The sequence below is a fragment of the Methylobacterium sp. J-090 genome, from assembly GCF_022829345.1.
Lineage (GTDB): Bacteria > Pseudomonadota > Alphaproteobacteria > Rhizobiales > Beijerinckiaceae > Methylobacterium.
The window spans coordinates 26,218-41,916 of the sequence record NZ_JAKSXV010000034.1 but is presented as its reverse complement, the minus strand read 5'-3'; the positions used below and the strand labels follow the sequence as shown (position 1 = coordinate 41,916).

Here is a 15,699-nt window from a genome sequence, read left to right as displayed (position 1 = left end):
AACGAGACAGGGCGTCCCGAGTGTGGGGCGCCCCTTGCTCGCTGCTCGCACAGCGGCGGCGTGCCAGTGAATGCGATCACGTGGTCGCGAGGCAAGCTCACATAACTGCATCTTAATCCGGCCGCGCTAGAATTTTTTCACAGGTAATCTGCTTTTCACAAGCGGTATCGCGAAAAAATTACGACGGGTGGATTCAGTGATCAATCGCATCGGAATAACATCAAAAGTCACAGTCGGATACGCTGCTCTCTTTGCAATGATGCTGTCCCTTACAGGATACGGTATTGTTCAAGTCATTCGGATTGATGAGAGTCTGACAAAAATCAACGATGTGAACTCGGTCAAGCAACGCTACGCAATCAACTTTCGTGGCAGCGTACATGATCGGGCAATCAGCCTACGCGATTTCACCCTCGTCAATGATCAGGCTGGCCGGGGTGCCGTTCTCAGCGATATTGCGCGCCTGGGCGAAGCTTACGCCCAATCTGCCGAGAAGATGGACGTGATGTTTGCCGATGCTGGGGCAACGTCCCCGGACGAGCGGGCTATCTTGGAGGGCATCAAACAAACCGAAGCCCGCACGCTGCCGCTCATGAAGCGGGTCATTGACGATCAGCAGTCCGGCCAGATTGAGCGCGCCCGCACCGCCCTGATGCAGGAAGCACGACCTGCTTTCGTGGAATGGCTTGGCCGCATCAACCAGTTCATCGATCTGCAGGAGGCTCGTAATCAGACCATTGGCCGAGAGGTGCGCTCCATCTCTCAGACCTTTATGATGCTGATGCTGAGCCTCTGTGGCATCGCATCCGTTGTGGGACTCGGATTCGCCGCATGGACATATCGCGCGATCCGTCCGCTTCGGCCCCTGACGCGAAGCATGCTCAAACTTGCCGGCGGAGATCTGCGGGTCAACATTCCGATGTCAAGCCAGCACGACGAGGTCGGCGACATCACGCGGGCCGTGCAGACCTTCAAGGACAATGCAATTGCGGCCCACGACATGCGTACGCAGCAGCATGACGAACAGAGCCGTAAGGTGCGCCAGGCCGAACAGGTCGATGCCGCAACCCAGGCATTCGAGATTGCGGTCGACGGGATTGTCCGTCACGTCGCGTCGGCTTCGTCGGAGATGCAGGCGACGGCGCAAGCCATGGCCGGGACCGCAAGCCAGACGGCCAATCAGTCAGCCTCTGTTGCCGCTGCTGCCTACGAAGCAGGAGCAAACGTCACGACCGTTGCGGCAGCCACGGAGCAAATGGGCGCCACCGTTCATGAGATTGGCCGTCAGATCGAACAGGCAGCCCGACTCGCTCGTTCAGCTGTCGGCGAAACCCAAAGCACCGCGGAGGTTGTACAAGAACTCAATGGGGCCGCCGCCGAAATTGGCAATGTTGTCGCAATGATCTCGCAGATCGCCAGCCAGACTAACCTCCTCGCCCTCAACGCCACTATTGAGGCGGCGCGCGCTGGCGAGGCCGGCCGAGGGTTCTCCGTCGTTGCTGCGGAGGTCAAGGCGCTTGCAAGCCAGACCGCTCAGGCTACGACGAGCATCAACGGGCAGATCGCAACTATACAGAACGCGACCCATCGAGTGGTAGGAGCAATCGAGACGATCAACGCGCGTATCACCGAACTCGACGGTGTTACTGCGACGGTGGCCGCCGCTGTGGAGGAGCAGGGCGCGACGACCCAGGAGATCGTCCGTAACGTCACGCAGGCGGCTGCCGGCACCCGGGAGGTCACCGAGCATGTGACTGGCGTCGCTGGGGCGGCGGAGCAAACGGGACGCGCAGCTGACGAGGTTCTACACTCAGCGGCCTCCCTCGGCGAACAGTCCCGGCGCCTCGAACACGAGATCCGCCAGTTCATTGCAACGGTTCGTGCAGCTTGAAATTCAGAACGAAGAATGGGGTGTCAACGCACCCCATTCTTCGTTGAGTGTGCCGGACACCCTCATGGCTGGTGGGATCAGATTTGAACGGACGACCTTCAGGTTATGAGCCTGACGAGCTACCGGGCTGCTCTACTCGGCGAAATGGTAGTGCCTTAGTGTTCGGTCAGAGAGTAACCCCATTGGGGTGACATCACATAGACCAGCCTTCAAAGTGGAGAAGCGGTGTCACCCGTCTCCGTAGGGGCTCAACATCGATCCCATCTCGGGAGAGTCCAGCGCCTACAGGGCGAAGAACCGTATATTACAGGATCTGCACTTGCGCAATGTCCAGATCGATGGGTGATGCCTTTCCGAAAATGGAAACGGCCACCTTGATGCGGTCGTGGGGCAGGACTTCCTCGACCACAGCGGGGAAGCTCGCAAACGGCCCCTCCGTCACCACTACGCTCTGACCAATCTTGACCCCGACAGGCTCAACGATCTCGCCCCTGGCGATGACGTCCACGAACTGTTGCAAGCCATCGGCGTCGAGGCGGGCGGGCTTCAGCACCAAGCTTTCGATGTTGCCCGGCAATGTCGTGTCCTCGACGGGGCGACAGACGATCTCAGCGACGCCATCGCTGCCTTTCACGATATCTAGGTGGTCGAGGTCCTGCACGCCGATGAACACTGTCCGCACCAACATGGGTGCGTGGCGAACGACCCGACGGCCACGCCGGACCACAACCTCACTAACCCGAGGCTGGTAGGTCACTGCCTGTGCATTCTGAAGAGCTCTGAGTGCCCGGTCGCCCATGCGGGGCTTCGTCTTCGCGATGAACCACCACAGGGCGGGATTGATTACGGGTGAGGCTACGCCGCAGATCGGATCGGCCACGCTGCGCGGGCTGGGCGCGGGTTGAGCTGCAGGAACCGCCGCAGACTGGCGATCAGCGCGTCGCTGCTCACGGCGCTGTCGCCGCTCGCGTTCTCGTTGGCGTCTACCCTTGCTTCGGCTGGCCATGCTCTGCGCGCTCCTGCTGCCTTCTCGCCTGAATCTGCCAAAAATAGGGGTTTGTAGGGTTTCAAGGGTTATTTTCAGCCGGTATCCCGTAACTGTCAGAAAGTAGGTTCTGCCAATTTCCGCACGTCGGTTAGAAAAAACCCTAAAAACCCTAAAACCCCTACTTTTTGGCGCTTGCGGGCTCAAAATAGCGGCTGCTCTTGGCCAACTGGCACGTCGGCGCCTCGCAGCCAAAAACGATTCCCGTTGCTGCCGTCGATTTTCACGACCAACCGGAAGTCATCGACGATGCGTCCGCTAACGCGGGCGAGCCATTTGCCAAGTTTTCGGCTGTTGACTGCACCCCCGTCCCCCGCTTGGCGCAAGAGCAGGTCGCGGAACTCGGGTGCGACAAAGTCCTGAGTGCCGTAATCGAATTGGACGCCTGCGCGCTTCTCGCAGGCCACGCGGATGATGGCGTTGGTCGTGAAGCCCTTCGAACCGGCGAGGTGCGCGCGCCAATGGCCAAACAGCTCGCGGATTGCCGACAGCTCCGGGTCTTCCTCCCGCGCCGTCTCCATGCTCCGGATCGGGTCGACGTGTCCTAACCAGATCAACGGCGCGCGCACCATGCTCGACCACTCTTCATAGGAGCCGATCGGTCCGCAGACGTTGGGCGACCCGCATGAGCGGTAAGCGCGGATGATGGTGATGATCGCGGCCACGTACCGCCCACGGTCCTCCAGAACCCTGGCGACGGGATCGAAGGCGAATTCCCTGAGTTCCGGCCGCTCGACCCTCGCGTCCAGGGTGCAGAGGATCGCGCGCCGAGTCATGTCGCCCAGCAGTGTGAGGTTGTTCCCGGTAGCAAAGACGGCGCTCCGGCATTCGAGCTCGGGCGCCTCGCTCTTGCCGAGGATGCGCACGCGCACGAGGGGCCGTTCTGTCATCTGGCAGAGCATGTCGCCGCCCAGCTCGCCGTTGACGTTGTCGATGGAGACCACCGGCACGGCGTCGCGCAGCAGGGCGCCCAGCCGCTTCTCGGTCTCTTCCTCGGTCTTCCCAGCCGCGATGACGGGGCATCGCCGGCCGGTGGCGACCACCGACGCAAGATCCACGAGGTAGGACTTGCCTGTTCCCGGCGAGTGGGCGCGGATGGCGCATAGAGGGGCGGTCGGAATCACCCCGCGGACCGCCGCCGTCAGGATGCCGGCGAGGGCAACGGCGCGGTCCACGTCCTCGACGAAGGGGAACCCGTCGAGCAGCTGTTCGAGCTCGGCCAGCGCATGCTCGGCGTCGTCCCGGGTCGGGTGCTCCGGCACCTCCGGCATGCTGAAATCGGGATCCAGAGCCAGGAACAGGCGCGTTGCCTTGTCGTACCCGGGCGTGGTCAGCAGCGATCCGTCCGGACGGAGCATCGGTGTCGTGATGACGCCTGCTACTCCGGGAACGTGCCACTGCCCTTCACGAGCGAGCAGGGTCGCGGTCAGCTCGATCGGCGGATTGATGTTGATCCACTCTTCGGACCGCTTGTCGAATTTGCGGAACTGCATGATCCGAGCCGCCATGTCGGCAAGGCTGACGGTCGTGAGCGGGCACATCCGCGCGACGGTCGTCATCCGGCCTTTTGCGGCTGGGACTGCGTCGATGACGGGACGGCTCAGCCCTCCGGCTCGGGAAAAAATTTCAGCGCCAGCGCCGAGTAGGATCTGCTCCATTCGGTCGGTTGCCTCGGGGACCTTGCCGTTCACCACGCGCACGATCGGGCGCGTGTCCTCGTCGTCGGGGTCTTGGGGATCATGAGGTGCGTCGTCGAGGTCCGGAGAGCTATGGCTTCCATTCGCCTCAGCACTCGGCTTAGGGCCGCTTTTCCTGCGATCCTCGCGGCTCCTCAGTGGCGCGCCAGAGCGGGCCTTCCGCTCCTTCCCGCCTCCCTTCCACCCCAGGGTCGTCGGATCGAGTCCGATTCGTTCGCACAGCCACAGGGCCGCGTCCGCAGCGTTGTTGGCGCCACCGTGGTCGATGACGAGTTGGATCGGGGTGAGCTTCCCGTCCCGAGCGTCGCCCATGTCATGAACGCCGAAATCGACGATGCCGCTCGGATGGATCGAGAGGTCCTCTTCCAGATCCCGACCGAGGTCGTGCGAAGTGACGCGGTACCCGCCCTCGGCCGCGACGCGAGCACGAGGAAAGATGCTTGGGACCCATGACGCAAGGTTTGCCAGGGCTCGGGTGTTGACCTCCCGCCAGAATTTCTTGCCGCTGCCAGATCCCGTAGCGGAATTGGTCGCTGCATCAGGCCGCCGTGCTGACGCCGCCACGCGCTCGCTGATTGAGGGCCCTTCGGCCTCGTCGCCACCCCCGTCATCGACGGGGCGAGCTTCGGCGGCTCTCTCGTCCTTCCTGCGCTGCAACTCGCGCACGCGCTCGGCCGCGGCCTTCTCGGCCTCCTGAAACTGAAGCGCGCGCTCTCTGAGATAGGCAATCGTGCGGGGCGCCTCACGGATCTCCTGGGGGGTACCAAGCACGTGCTGGCCCGTGATCGTCAGGTAGCGGCCAGTCGGATAAATTTCGATCTTGGCAGCGTCATTCTTCAGGACCGTCAGCTTTCCGCGAACGAACAAGCGCAGTCCCTCGCCGGACGGCGACACCTCACAGTAGGTCTCAGCGAAATCGACGACGATCTGCGCCCAGGCCTGCAGCACACCCGTTTCGCGATCGCGGCACTTGTCGAGGTCGATACCGCTCCGTTCTTCCTCAGCGGTGAGTGCGTACCCCACACCTGCGAGAGATCGACGCTCGACGTACTCGGCCGCACATTCGTAGGTCGCCCAGGTATTGCGATCCGTGGACGAGCCGGCCCCGCCCGTCCGTGCGTTGAGCGGAGGCTTGTCCCATTTTCGCTTCTCCGCACGCCACACGTAATCCCAGGCAAGCCACTGTGGTTGCGCTTGCAACTCGCGCAGCGCCGGCAGATCCGGCAGGCCGGTGAAAGGCAGCGCAGAGGGTTTGGGCGGGCGCTCGCCCTGCGTGGCGCCGGCCATCATGCGTTGCGACCCTCCGGGAAGACTTGTGCGCCGTGCTGGCGCATCGCAGCGAGGATCTTGGCCTCCTGCTCTCGTACCCAGGGATGACGGTCTGCGTATCCCTCCCAAATCCCTCGGGCCTGCTCGTCGGTCAGCGGCTGTCCCACCGCTCCCAGAGGGCCGAACACCACAACCCTGCTCCTGACGAAAGGAGCAATCTGCTTGATGGCGGCAAAAGCGATCGGCGCTTCCGCCAGCGGCTTCATCACCCCGTCTAAGATCTCGAACTGCGCGCGCTCCGCCTGCGACAGAAGGCGGACGCGGTACGTGCGATTGGGGTGGTCCTCGAAAAACCGGCGATCATCGTCGGTCGCTTTCTCAGCGGCCTCGGCATGGATCTGCATTTCACGCTGTTTGCCATCAGCCAGCGTGTCGGTGCAGGGCGCTTCGATGTGCGGTCTACCGGTCCCGTTCTTCCGCTTCATGCGGCGGCTCCGCGATCCAAGGCGAGATCAGTACCGCCAGCCAGCCCGAGCCGACCATGATCCGCATCGAGATCCATGTCCTGGCCCGGAAGGCGAAAGGCCTCCCTGGCTCTCTGGAGGCGGGCGACGTAGGCGTGATAGGCAAGTCGAGCCTCCTGTTGTGTCCGGGCATCCAGGGCCACCTGCCGCAGGCGGTCCATTTCTGTCGCGTCGATACGGCGGGCTTCGCCATTCCAAATGCTGCGCACTCGTCGATCGCCGAGGCCCGTAGCCCGAGCGACGCGTGCGAGCGCCGATTTCACGTTCTCACCAAGCCGCATGGGGCCGGCGATCAGCTCGACCATCTGGCGAGCTTCTGCCTGAGCCGTGCTCATATCCCTGCCTCGCAGCTTGGGTGAAAATTCCAAGGTCTTGGGTGAGCGTGCCGACATCTTGGGTCCGTCCTCTGGTCAATTGCTCCTCGACCACAGGCGAAGGAGACGGACCGATGGAGAACAGGAATGAAGGTCTCGGCACGGTGGGGACGGCAGTCCGCAAGGTCTTGGCGGGCACGAGCGGACGGCCGGGCAGTGAAACGATGAAGCTGAATTCGCAGCGGCAGGAGTACGGCCGCAACAATGGTAGGAGCGCGCATGGAACTGCGAAGCGCGGAATGGTCGTCATGAGACGCTGAGGTCATCACGGGTAAACGCCCTCGGCGGCGACGGACGAAGTCGAGGCTCTCGTTTCGATCGGCTGCATGTCAGCCAGCGTGACCTTGCCAGCGCTCAGTTCCACGATCCGGGCAGCAACCCGGATGGAGGGACCGCGCTGCCGATACCGAAGCTTGCGAATGCCGGACACCGACATTCCACCCACCTTCTCGGCCATCTCGCGATCAGAAAGCCCGACCATGCGCATCCAGCTTCCCAGCACCATTTCAGCGGCCCTCGAACGTCGAGAGGGCCGAGATCCGATCCGGGTGCCGCGAGATCAGACGCTGGCGGATACCCTCGCCGTTCTTTTGGTCGACCTCCTGAGTGTCTTGCCCGGTCAGCATCGGGCGGACACGCTGGAGCAGCTTGCCAATCGCCTGGACGATCGAGGTCGCATAACAAATGGAAGCCCAGCATCGCTGCTTCTGGGCCAAGTCAGCGTCTCTCTGATGAGAATGGGGCTGTGAGGGATTCATTAGAGGCCCACCTTGTGCGTTACGGGTGAAACCTCGCGATACGCAGGCGGACTGTCCCCATAGATATCCGGCCGCAAATCGTGTCGAGAAACACGAGATAGTCGTTCAACATCGAGCACCCGCTCGGCCGGTAGACGTCGCCATTTCAAGACAGCCTGATGTGTGATGCCCAGCGCGCGCGCTAATTTTGTCGCGCCGCCGGATACCTCAATGGCCTGCCTCAGAATTTTCTCGCTCATGCCCTTGTGCGTAACTCATGGTTACGCTCAGCGCAATGGTTTACGTAACCAAAAGTATCGTGGAGCGAGGGAACCAAATGTTGCATGTTCCCCGCATGTCAGAGCATATCGCCGCCATCCTTTTCGAAGCGCGAAAAATGCGCGGGCTGACCCAGCAGCAGGTGGCCGATGCCGTTGGCGTATCTCGGCCTGCCGTCGGGCAGTGGGAAAGCGGAAAGAAGACGCCCTCTACGGGGCACCTGATGAAGCTTGCCCAAGCGTTAGGCATCAGGTGGGAGCGCGTCGCGACCGGTGACCTAGTCGAAGATGAAAGACCGCCTGGCAAACGGGATCGGGGGTCTGATCCGAATCTTTTGCTGGACGAGCCCCTTATGGAGATGGTTCCCGGATTTTGGGAGGGGACTGCGGAACGCAGAGCAAAAAAAGCAGCCGATCGAGCTTTGTACCAGGCACGACTGAAGAGTAATTCTAGCTACAGCCCACAGACTTTGACGTTTAATCTCAAAGTAGATCTTCCTGTGCTTGGAGTCAGCATGGGAGGAAGAGAATACGATTTTTCATTTAATGGGAGGACGATGTTTCATACTTTACGACCAATTGGTATAACGAACTCTTTGAATGCGTATGCAACGTATGTTGTTGGTCAAAGCATGACACCAGCCTTTAGAGAGGGAACTCTTATATATGTTAATCCAGACAGGCTTCCGTCTATTGGCGACGATGTATTAATCGAAATTCACCCGCAACAGCCTGATAACAACTTAATGCCAGGATTTATTGGTCGACTTGTCAATCGCATGCCAGAAAATATTACCGTTGAACAATTTAACCCATCGAAGAAAATCCAGTTCGATGCGGAAAGTGTCAAATCGCTCCATCGCATCGTACCTTGGAACGAGCTGATCGAGGGGTAACCAGAGGTAGCTTTTTTGCTTGCGCGGCTGAGTAACTAAAGGTTACATAGTTCCATCGCCTCAAGCGTTGGAGCCTCCCATGCTCGTTCACGCCCTGCCGTTTCTCCCGATCATCGGCTTAGCCGGCCTCTGGCTCGTCGGCCGCCTCGCTCTCCGAATGGAGGGCTGACGCATGTCGGCCCCTATGGTCATTCCTTGCAGCACCGAAGTCGGTCTGCCCGAGTGGCGTGGAGCTCTGCTCGCCAAGGCTATTGAGCAGACAGCGCACATCATCGGGCCCATCTGCCCTTTTGCGCTAGCTCGCGATTTTCAGGATCATCTCAGGCTTCCCGATGAAGCCTGTTGGGAAGAGATTACTGCCACCCTGTATATGATGGTGCGCACCGGTCTCTACACATCGAACACTTACGACGTTGCAACGGGCAGATTCATCCTGGGCGCAGGAACGCTTCTCACAGCTTCACCAGCCCTGATCAGCTTTCTGACGCGCAGTCCCGAGGACGGCGCAATCTGAGAGGTTTCGGGTGAGCGCTGCGCGCCACCCGACACCAGCGGCCCTCGCCGGTGCTCGAACACCAACGAGGGCCTTCCCCGAACCCCACGGAGCTGAAACCATGGAACAGGGCAACCGCCTTGATAGCATTCCCGCGCCTGCTGTGCAGGTCGTTCGCGACGATGTCGGGGAGGACCACGCTCTAAACGCGGCTGTCGTCGCGCTGCTGACAGCGCCTTCGGCAGCGGCCCCCGAGCCCGATCCAATCCTGGCGGCCATCGCAGAGACCCGTCGCCTAATGCTCGCGCGGCACGCTGCTGCTGACCTGCCGCAACCGGCTGGATCCATCGATACGCTGCCCGAGCAGAACGCCGCGACCGATGCTTTCTTTGTGCACGTTGATAACGTGCTGCTCAAGACGGTCCCAACTACTGCAGCCGGCTGCGCAGCTCTAGCGCGTTACACCGTCGAGTTTCTGGAGACTGAGGGGTTTGCTCTGGATGAGGATCAGGCCAACGAACAGCTCGTTCGCATCCTGGACTTGATCGCGCGAAGCCCAATGGTGCTGCAGCCGCTCACTCCAACGCCGATCCATGCTACCAGCGTCGATGAGATGGGGTTCGTCACCTACGAGGACGCAGCGGGGGTCGTGCAACACCGCCCCGTTGCGGAATGGATCGCTCACACGGCGGTGCGCCTCAACCGCGTCGCCAAGGAGGAATTGAACCGCGCACTCGACGCAGTGTGCAATGCCGATCCGAGCCAAGATGCCAACGTCGTCTATGACCGGCTGCGGAAAGAGCTTCGGGTCGACGCGCTGCACGACCTCGCTGCCCGGTCGAATCAGGTTTTCGCAGCCTCCAAGGAGTATGCGGTCGGCCATCGCTGGCAGGTAGTGGGCGAGGATGCAGATGCCGAGCTTCTGGCCCTCGGCCGTGAGTTCGACGTCATCCATGCCGAATGGGTCCCGGCCGTCATCGCGCAGGAGCAGGCCGAAGCCAAGGCTCATGCGCTTTTTAAGGATCTCTCCGAACGCCGCGGATGGACAACCATGGAGGCACATGGGGCGTCTTGGGATGAGCCCGGCTTGAGGGAAGCTGTTGACTGCGGCGAGGCGGTGGCCGGGCGCATGGACCCCGTACAGAAGGCAATTTTGGCCCTTCCGGCCCGCACCCTCGACGGCCTCGCGGTCAAAGCGCGGGCGATCATCCCCAGCGTGTGGCCAAGAGGCCGATACGAGACGGACGCAGGTCTCGGCGACGAGGAGGATTGGGTCGAGCAGAACGCCCGATCCCTGATTGACGAGTGCCTGCACCTCGCGGGGGTGGATTGGACCGGTCGCCGGTGGCAGCCCGCGGCTTCAGTTGGCGAGATCGCCACCGATGTGTCCGCCCTCACGCCCAAGGCCGCCGCAGAGGGTGTGGATCTCTCAGGCCTCGGCATCATCGAGCTATGCGCTCTCTACGAGACAGCGGGAGCGGCCCGCGAGGTTTGGGGTGGCGCCACGTGCCTTCCCTTAGCCGTAGCGAAGACGAGCCGCCCGCACGGCTTCGTGACGCACACCCCGTTTGGTGGGCTTGCAGATTTTGAGGACACTCGCCTCGCCTTTCTAAGGGATCGGGTTGCCGCTGAAGCCAACAGCCGGAAGCCGGCGGATCATTGGGACCGGGACAACCTTCTCGAACTGCGCATTCGGCATGAGTTGGCTTGCGAGGGTCGCATTCTCGACCCCTCCTTGCTCGCCGACATCGCGCAGACTTGGGGTGCCGGTCGATGAGCAGCACTATTGAACGAGGCGACGTACTTGGCGTCAACGTCATCTTCCTCAGCGACGGACAGCAGATTCGCATTGCTGACATTCAAACCGTCGAAGAGGGACGGACCGTCCTCGATAGCCTGACTGGCGGGATCTTGGGGATCGAAGCTCAGATCGAGCGAATGGATATTTCGGATCCAGATTACTCCCAGCGCCGCCGACGCGCGGAGCGAGCCCTTCGGATCAAGCGCCTTCAGCGTCCCAGGCTGGAGGTCCGGATTGCCGAAATCCGGCGAGCGGAACGTGCGGTGCGGGCGGCGCTCAACCCTCCGGTTCTGGAGTCGCAAACGCTGAATAGGCGTCGCGCCTTCGTGCAGGCCGCACAGCAGATTTTGGGCGAGGCGCGATGTCAGGAGATCTGGACCCGCGCACGTGAGAACCACCCCGAGGCATGGTCGCCGGCGGAGGGAAAGCCATGAGCGTCGCCGATCCCGTCCTCAATGCCATCGCTCACCACCGACAGGCCTGGGACGCGTTTCAGATTGCACCGGAGGGCGAGGACAGCCTCAACGCCTGCTGCGAGATGCAGGACGCCCTGGACGCGGTCCTGGCGACGCCCTGTGCCACCCGGCCGGGCGTAGCCGCCCTCGTCGAACACCTGCGCTGGTGGCTCGCGGAAGAGGCCGAGTTCGCAGCGGACTATCAGCCGGACTATGGCCGCGCCGAGGCCCGCATTGCCGAGATCGTCATGCTCACGGGGGGAGCGGCGTCCGGCCTCGACATGGCGGACCCAATCTTCGCTGTCCTCGACGCGGCGAATAACGCCGAGATGGCGCATACCCTGGCCTGCGAAACGCTCGACGAGGACGACGACGCGTCGACCCGCCGGTGCAACGCCGCAGCCGATCATGCGCATCAGGCCTGGCAGGAGCTGGATCGGACACCGCCGACGACCCTCGGCGGCTTGCGCGCCCTGGTCTGCCACTACGTTCGCCTCGGCGAGAGCATGGCCGAGAGCGCCTTCCTTCACATCGCCCGTTCCCTAGAGGGGTGCGACCCCGCCCTGGATCTCCGTTCGCTTGGGAGGCCCGCATGAAGATCCCCGGCCCCGTCGAGCTCAGCGCGGCCTGGAGCGGCCTACCCGACTCCCTGCGCGACCATATCGGCTTCATCGCCTTCGACATGGTGTTCCAGGGTTTTCTGTCCGGCCAGGCTCACGCGCCGGAGGACCGGGTCCTGCCGTCTGATGAAGATCGTGGCGAAGCCTACGACCGCGAATGCAGGGGGCTCACCGAGCTCTACCGAACCGTCGAGGACGCCCTGCCGGATCTGTTCGGCCCTGAGGGCGAGAACCCGGTTTGGGCGCCGATCAACGCGGGCGCGCGCACCCGCGATGTCGACCAGAAGGTGCTCGCATGACGGTTCGACCTGCCACCTGCCCCCTCGGATCCTGGCCCCTAGAAATGCGTGCTGAGACGGCGGCCGGCTACTGCGACGAGCCCAGCGTCGAAGCCTTCCTTGCGAAGGTAGAGCGCGGCGTCTACGGCCGCCCCCGCCGCGAGCGCGGCTGCCTGCCGAAGTGGCATCGGCTGAAGCTCGATCAGGACATCGCCCGGCGGCACGGACTCGCCATGGAGCGGATGCTCCTTGCTGAAGACGTTGCGGAGCTGATCTGATGCCCCGGAGCAAGCCTGCGGGCTGGCCGAAGCTGATGGTAGCCCGGCGCCTCGCCACAGGCGCCACGGGCTACTATTGGGGCCCGCCGACCTGGGCCATCAAGGCCGGTTGCACAGTAGCGCGCGAGGCGTTGGGAACGGATTACGCCGAGGCCAAGCGCCGATGCGACGAGATCCTCAACCCGCAGTTCGATGCATGGCGCACGCGGGACACGACACCCGTCGCCGAAGGTCGCGCGCGGGTCGGCACCTTCGATTGGCTGGTCGGCATCTACCGGACCTCGCCGAAATTCACCGACCGACCGGCGCGCACCCGCAAGAGCTATGACGCCGCCCTCTCCCTCGTGGCCGACTACAAGCTGAAGGACGGGCGGCGATTCGGGGGTCTCACGGTCGTGAGCATTCAGCCCGGCGTGGCCGACCGCCTTTACGATCGCCTGCGCCTGCGCGCCGACGGCACACCCCGGACCCGCACCGCGGTGCTGGCGATGACGGTGTGCAAGCGTGCCTGGAACGTGGCGCGGCGCGACAGGCCGAACGAGATTCCGCTGGACAACCCGTTCGCCAAGATGGGCCTCGCCTACAAGGCCAAGCCGACGCGGCCGGTGACCCACGACGAGCTCATGCGTTTCGTGGCGGCGGCCGACGCCGCGGGCGAGGCCTCGATCGGCACCGCGGCGATGATCGCGTTCTTCTGGCTGCAACGGCAGGAGGACATCGTCTCCCGGCTTGCGTGGACGCACTACCGCGCGCCCGATGCGCCGGGCATCGCCCGGGTGTTCCACCACAAAACCGGCGAGCTCGTTGAGGTGCCGCTGTACGACACCGACGGCACAGCGCTCTGGCCCGAGCTAATGACGCGCCTCGACACCGCCCCGCGCCGCGGAACCCTGATCATCACGCGCGACACGGCGGACCGGCGGCGCAAGGTGCACCTGCCCTGGCAGATCGACTACTTCCGGCACCAGGTGGCAGAGATCCGCGCCGCGGCGGGGATCGACCACGATGTGAAGTTCATGGGCCTACGCCACGGCGGGAACGTCGAGGGTGCCGAGGCCGATCTGACCGACGCGCAGCTTCGCGCGCTGAGCGGCCACCTGACGACGGCGGCGCTGCTGCGCTATGCCCAGGCGACGCCGAAACAACGCCAAGCGGGCGCCCGGAAGCGCCTGGATTCGAGAACGAAGAAGGATGGTTTGTCGAAATGAGCCGGTGACACGGTGTCGAAATGAACGACAGGGTCCAGGCTAAGTCTTTGATATAATGGTGGGTGCACAAGGGTTCGAACCTTGGACCCGCTGATTAAGAGTCAGCTGCTCTACCAACTGAGCTATGCACCCTCGCCTTGCGGCGGTCGCTGCGGCCCACCAAGTCCGCCGCGACGAGGTGGCTGATAGCAAAGCCCCCCGGGGGTGTCCACCCCCGGGGTCCGATTTTCTCGACCCGGCTAAACCTGGGCCGGGGACTGGGCGTGCAGGCGCACGGCCGTGGCCTCGAGCTTGTTGAGGGCCGAGAGATAGGCGCGGGCCGAGGCCACCAGGGTATCGGGATCGGCGCCCCGCGCCGTGACGCTGCGCTCGCCGCTCTTGAGGCGTACGGAGACCTCCGCCTGGGCGTCCGTACCCTCGGTGACGGCATCGACCTTGTAGAGTTCGAGCTCGGCCGCATGGGGCACCAGGGCCTGGATCGCGTTGAACACGGCGTCCACGGGGCCGTTGCCTTCGGCCTCCTCAGTGACCACCCGGTCGTCGATGGCGAGCTTCATGGTGGCGCGCTGCGGCCCGTGGGTGCCGGCGATCACCGAGAGCGAGACGAGGCGGATGCGGTCATGGGCCGTGGCGAGGTTCTCGTCGACGAGGGCCTCGATATCCTCGTCGTAGACGTGCTTCTTGCGGTCGGCGAGCGTCTTGAACCGCTCGAACGCGTCCTGCAGCCGGTTGTCGCTGAGGGTGATGCCCAACTCCTCCAGCTTCGAGCGGAAGGCGGCGCGGCCGGAATGCTTGCCCATCACCAGGGAGGTCTTGGCGACGCCGACGGACGCTGGAGTCATGATCTCGTAGGTCTCGGTGTGCTTCAGCATCCCGTCCTGATGGATGCCGCTCTCGTGCGCGAAGGCGTTCCGGCCGATGATGGCCTTGTTGTACTGGACGGGAAAGTTCGTCGCGTGGGAGACGAGCTTCGAGGCCCGCGTCAGCATCGTGGTCTCGATGCCGGTCTCGTAGGGCATCACGTCGCCGCGCGTGCGGATCGCCATGACGATCTCCTCGAGGGCCGCGTTGCCGGCGCGCTCGCCGATGCCGTTGATGGTGCACTCGACCTGCCGGGCGCCCCCCTCGATGCCGGCCAGCGAGTTGGCGATGGCGAGGCCCAGATCGTCGTGGCAATGCACCGAGAAGATCGCCTTGTCGGCGTTCGGAACGCGCTCGCGGACGTTCCGGAACATGGCGCGGTACTCGTCGGGCGTGGCGTAGCCCACGGTGTCCGGCAGGTTGATGGTGGTGGCGCCCGAGCGGATCGCCGCCTCGACGCAGCGGCACAGGTAGTCGATGGGCGTGCGGGTCGCGTCCATGGCCGACCATTCCACGTCCTCGACGAGGTCGCGGGCCTGGGCCACGGTCTTCAGGATGATCTCGATCACCTCGTCCTGGGATTTGCGCATCTGGTGGGCGAGGTGGATCGGCGAGGTCGAGACGAAGGTGTGGATGCGTCCGCGCTTGGCGTGCCGCACGGCCTCGCCAGCGCGGGCGATGTCGGCGGGGATCGCGCGGGCGAGGCCCGCGATGGTGGCGCGCCGCGCCCGACGCGCGATTTCCGCGACGGCCTCGAAATCACCGTTGGAAGCGATGGGGAAGCCGGCCTCGATGATGTCGACGCCCATGGTGTCGAGGAGGTCGGCCACCGCCAGCTTCTCGTCCAGGGTCATGGTGGCGCCGGGGCACTGCTCGCCGTCGCGCAGGGTGGTGTCGAAGATGAGGACGCGGTCTTTCGGCGCCGGGCTGATCTGGGCGGTCATGGGCATGATCCTGTCGCGGCGCGCTGTCCCGTCCGTGGAGACGCGACGCC

17 protein-coding genes and 1 tRNA gene are annotated in these 15,699 nt (G+C 63.5%); 9 read left to right on the top strand and 9 right to left on the bottom strand.

Annotated features, from left to right (window positions below; genetic code table 11):
* The first annotated feature begins 187 nt into the window (after positions 1 to 187).
* Positions 188 to 1,891: a methyl-accepting chemotaxis protein gene (locus tag MKK49_RS05510; protein ID WP_244027049.1), complete on the top strand. Its 1,704-nt coding sequence runs from the start codon at positions 188 to 190 to the stop codon at positions 1,889 to 1,891.
* A 304-nt stretch (positions 1,892 to 2,195) separates the two neighbouring features.
* Here the strand turns inward: MKK49_RS05510 and MKK49_RS05505 are convergent, their stop codons facing one another.
* From MKK49_RS05505 to MKK49_RS05475, 7 genes are all read right to left on the bottom strand, one after another.
* Positions 2,196 to 2,897 carry a transcription termination/antitermination NusG family protein gene (locus MKK49_RS05505; protein ID WP_244027048.1) on the bottom strand — a complete coding sequence of 234 codons (702 nt, stop codon included), beginning with the start codon at positions 2,895 to 2,897 and terminating at the stop codon, positions 2,196 to 2,198.
* 182 nt (positions 2,898 to 3,079) lie between these two features.
* Positions 3,080 to 5,923: a hypothetical protein gene (locus tag MKK49_RS05500; RefSeq protein ID WP_244027047.1), complete on the bottom strand. Its 2,844-nt coding sequence runs from the start codon at positions 5,921 to 5,923 to the stop codon at positions 3,080 to 3,082.
* Positions 5,920 to 6,387: a hypothetical protein gene (locus tag MKK49_RS05495; protein ID WP_244027046.1), complete on the bottom strand. Its 468-nt coding sequence runs from the start codon at positions 6,385 to 6,387 to the stop codon at positions 5,920 to 5,922. The genes MKK49_RS05500 and MKK49_RS05495 overlap by 4 nt, the downstream gene beginning before the upstream one ends.
* Complete coding sequence (locus MKK49_RS05490) at positions 6,384 to 6,731, bottom strand: hypothetical protein (RefSeq protein WP_244027045.1); 348 nt, start codon at positions 6,729 to 6,731, stop codon at positions 6,384 to 6,386. The genes MKK49_RS05495 and MKK49_RS05490 overlap by 4 nt, the downstream gene beginning before the upstream one ends.
* A gap of 334 nt (positions 6,732 to 7,065) precedes the next feature.
* On the bottom strand, positions 7,066 to 7,305 hold the full coding sequence (locus MKK49_RS05485) for a hypothetical protein (RefSeq protein WP_244027044.1): 240 nt from the start codon (positions 7,303 to 7,305) through the stop codon (positions 7,066 to 7,068).
* Between the two features lies 1 nt (position 7,306).
* Positions 7,307 to 7,516 (bottom strand): hypothetical protein, encoded by a 210-nt coding sequence (locus MKK49_RS05480; RefSeq protein ID WP_244027043.1) that lies wholly within the window; start codon positions 7,514 to 7,516, stop codon positions 7,307 to 7,309.
* Between the two features lie 41 nt (positions 7,517 to 7,557).
* Entirely contained in the window at positions 7,558 to 7,797 is a 240-nt protein-coding gene (locus MKK49_RS05475; RefSeq protein ID WP_244027042.1) for a Cro/CI family transcriptional regulator, read from the bottom strand.
* A 95-nt stretch (positions 7,798 to 7,892) separates the two neighbouring features.
* Here MKK49_RS05475 and MKK49_RS05470 point away from each other — a divergent pair, with 95 nt between their 5' ends.
* The 8 genes from MKK49_RS05470 to MKK49_RS05435 all read left to right on the top strand — a co-directional run bounded on the left by MKK49_RS05470 (position 7,893) and on the right by MKK49_RS05435 (position 13,844).
* Positions 7,893 to 8,711, top strand: a complete 819-nt coding sequence (locus MKK49_RS05470; protein WP_244027041.1) for an XRE family transcriptional regulator — start codon at positions 7,893 to 7,895, stop codon at positions 8,709 to 8,711.
* A gap of 172 nt (positions 8,712 to 8,883) precedes the next feature.
* On the top strand, positions 8,884 to 9,225 hold the full coding sequence (locus MKK49_RS05465; protein WP_244027040.1) for a hypothetical protein: 342 nt from the start codon (positions 8,884 to 8,886) through the stop codon (positions 9,223 to 9,225).
* Between the two features lie 100 nt (positions 9,226 to 9,325).
* A complete protein-coding gene (locus tag MKK49_RS05460) occupies positions 9,326 to 10,981 on the top strand; it encodes a hypothetical protein (RefSeq protein ID WP_244027039.1) in 1,656 nt (551 codons plus the stop codon).
* Positions 10,978 to 11,439, top strand: a complete 462-nt coding sequence (locus MKK49_RS05455) for a hypothetical protein (protein WP_244027038.1) — start codon at positions 10,978 to 10,980, stop codon at positions 11,437 to 11,439. The genes MKK49_RS05460 and MKK49_RS05455 overlap by 4 nt, the downstream gene beginning before the upstream one ends.
* Entirely contained in the window at positions 11,436 to 12,056 is a 621-nt protein-coding gene (locus MKK49_RS05450; RefSeq protein WP_244027037.1) for a hypothetical protein, read from the top strand. Before MKK49_RS05455 ends, MKK49_RS05450 begins: the two co-directional genes overlap by 4 nt.
* Positions 12,053 to 12,379 (top strand): hypothetical protein, encoded by a 327-nt coding sequence (locus MKK49_RS05445; RefSeq protein ID WP_244027036.1) that lies wholly within the window; start codon positions 12,053 to 12,055, stop codon positions 12,377 to 12,379. The genes MKK49_RS05450 and MKK49_RS05445 overlap by 4 nt, the downstream gene beginning before the upstream one ends.
* Before the next feature lie 44 nt (positions 12,380 to 12,423).
* Entirely contained in the window at positions 12,424 to 12,636 is a 213-nt protein-coding gene (locus MKK49_RS05440; protein ID WP_244027035.1) for a hypothetical protein, read from the top strand.
* Positions 12,636 to 13,844, top strand: a complete 1,209-nt coding sequence (locus MKK49_RS05435) for a hypothetical protein (protein ID WP_244027034.1) — start codon at positions 12,636 to 12,638, stop codon at positions 13,842 to 13,844. Before MKK49_RS05440 ends, MKK49_RS05435 begins: the two co-directional genes overlap by 1 nt.
* A 56-nt stretch (positions 13,845 to 13,900) precedes the next feature.
* On the opposite strand, the gene MKK49_RS05430 is transcribed toward MKK49_RS05435, so the two are convergent.
* Positions 13,901 to 13,976 (bottom strand) — tRNA-Lys (locus tag MKK49_RS05430).
* Between the two features lie 107 nt (positions 13,977 to 14,083).
* Positions 14,084 to 15,649, bottom strand: coding sequence for a 2-isopropylmalate synthase (locus MKK49_RS05425; RefSeq protein WP_244027033.1), 1,566 nt, complete (start codon positions 15,647 to 15,649; stop codon positions 14,084 to 14,086).
* Positions 15,650 to 15,699: the final 50 nt, after the last annotated feature.

Bases quoted from the DNA above. Each gene is read 5' to 3' on its own strand.
- MKK49_RS05505 (WP_244027048.1), bottom strand. From the start codon at position 2,897: ATGGCCAGCCGAAGCAAGGGTAGACGCCAACGAGAACGCGAGCGGCGA.
- MKK49_RS05500 (WP_244027047.1), bottom strand. From the start codon at position 5,923: ATGATGGCCGGCGCCACGCAGGGCGAGCGCCCGCCCAAACCCTCTGCG.
- MKK49_RS05495 (WP_244027046.1), bottom strand. From the start codon at position 6,387: ATGAAGCGGAAGAACGGGACCGGTAGACCGCACATCGAAGCGCCCTGC.
- MKK49_RS05490 (WP_244027045.1), bottom strand. From the start codon at position 6,731: ATGGTCGAGCTGATCGCCGGCCCCATGCGGCTTGGTGAGAACGTGAAA.
- MKK49_RS05485 (WP_244027044.1), bottom strand. From the start codon at position 7,305: ATGGTGCTGGGAAGCTGGATGCGCATGGTCGGGCTTTCTGATCGCGAG.
- MKK49_RS05475 (WP_244027042.1), bottom strand. From the start codon at position 7,797: ATGAGCGAGAAAATTCTGAGGCAGGCCATTGAGGTATCCGGCGGCGCG.
- MKK49_RS05470 (WP_244027041.1), top strand. From the start codon at position 7,893: ATGTCAGAGCATATCGCCGCCATCCTTTTCGAAGCGCGAAAAATGCGC.
- MKK49_RS05465 (WP_244027040.1), top strand. From the start codon at position 8,884: ATGTCGGCCCCTATGGTCATTCCTTGCAGCACCGAAGTCGGTCTGCCC.
- MKK49_RS05460 (WP_244027039.1), top strand. From the start codon at position 9,326: ATGGAACAGGGCAACCGCCTTGATAGCATTCCCGCGCCTGCTGTGCAG.
- MKK49_RS05455 (WP_244027038.1), top strand. From the start codon at position 10,978: ATGAGCAGCACTATTGAACGAGGCGACGTACTTGGCGTCAACGTCATC.
- MKK49_RS05450 (WP_244027037.1), top strand. From the start codon at position 11,436: ATGAGCGTCGCCGATCCCGTCCTCAATGCCATCGCTCACCACCGACAG.
- MKK49_RS05445 (WP_244027036.1), top strand. From the start codon at position 12,053: ATGAAGATCCCCGGCCCCGTCGAGCTCAGCGCGGCCTGGAGCGGCCTA.
- MKK49_RS05440 (WP_244027035.1), top strand. From the start codon at position 12,424: ATGCGTGCTGAGACGGCGGCCGGCTACTGCGACGAGCCCAGCGTCGAA.
- MKK49_RS05435 (WP_244027034.1), top strand. From the start codon at position 12,636: ATGCCCCGGAGCAAGCCTGCGGGCTGGCCGAAGCTGATGGTAGCCCGG.
- MKK49_RS05425 (WP_244027033.1), bottom strand. From the start codon at position 15,649: ATGACCGCCCAGATCAGCCCGGCGCCGAAAGACCGCGTCCTCATCTTC.